The sequence below is a fragment of the Mameliella sp. CS4 genome (assembly GCF_019392335.1).
Lineage (GTDB): Bacteria > Pseudomonadota > Alphaproteobacteria > Rhodobacterales > Rhodobacteraceae > Antarctobacter.
The window spans coordinates 1-270 of sequence record NZ_JAHXRQ010000156.1 but is presented as its reverse complement, the minus strand read 5'-3'; the positions used below and the strand labels follow the sequence as shown (position 1 = coordinate 270).

The window sequence follows — 270 nt, the reverse complement described above, 5'->3', positions numbered from 1 at the left end:
CGGGCGTGCTGCGCTGCGACCTCCTCGTGATCAACAAGATCGACCTCGCGCCGCATGTCGGCGTCGACCTCGAGGGGATGCTGGCGGAGGCCGCGCGGGTCCGGGGCGGCAAGCCGGTGATCGCCACGAACGCGCGCGCGGGCCTCGGCATCGACCGGGTGGCGGATGCCATCGGCCGCGCCGTGCTGTTCACGCCCTAGCCGTGCCCGACGACATCCAGACCGGCCGCCGCGCGACGGCCCGCCTCGGCTTCGTGCGCGGCGGCGGCAC

The 270-nt window shown here is 75.6% G+C and carries 1 pseudogene; it reads left to right on the top strand.

Annotation, left to right across the window (positions count from 1 at the left end):
* Positions 1–200: pseudogene (locus KZZ07_RS26935) on the top strand (urease accessory protein UreG); the annotation flags it as partial.
* Between the last annotated feature and the right edge of the window lie 70 nt (positions 201–270).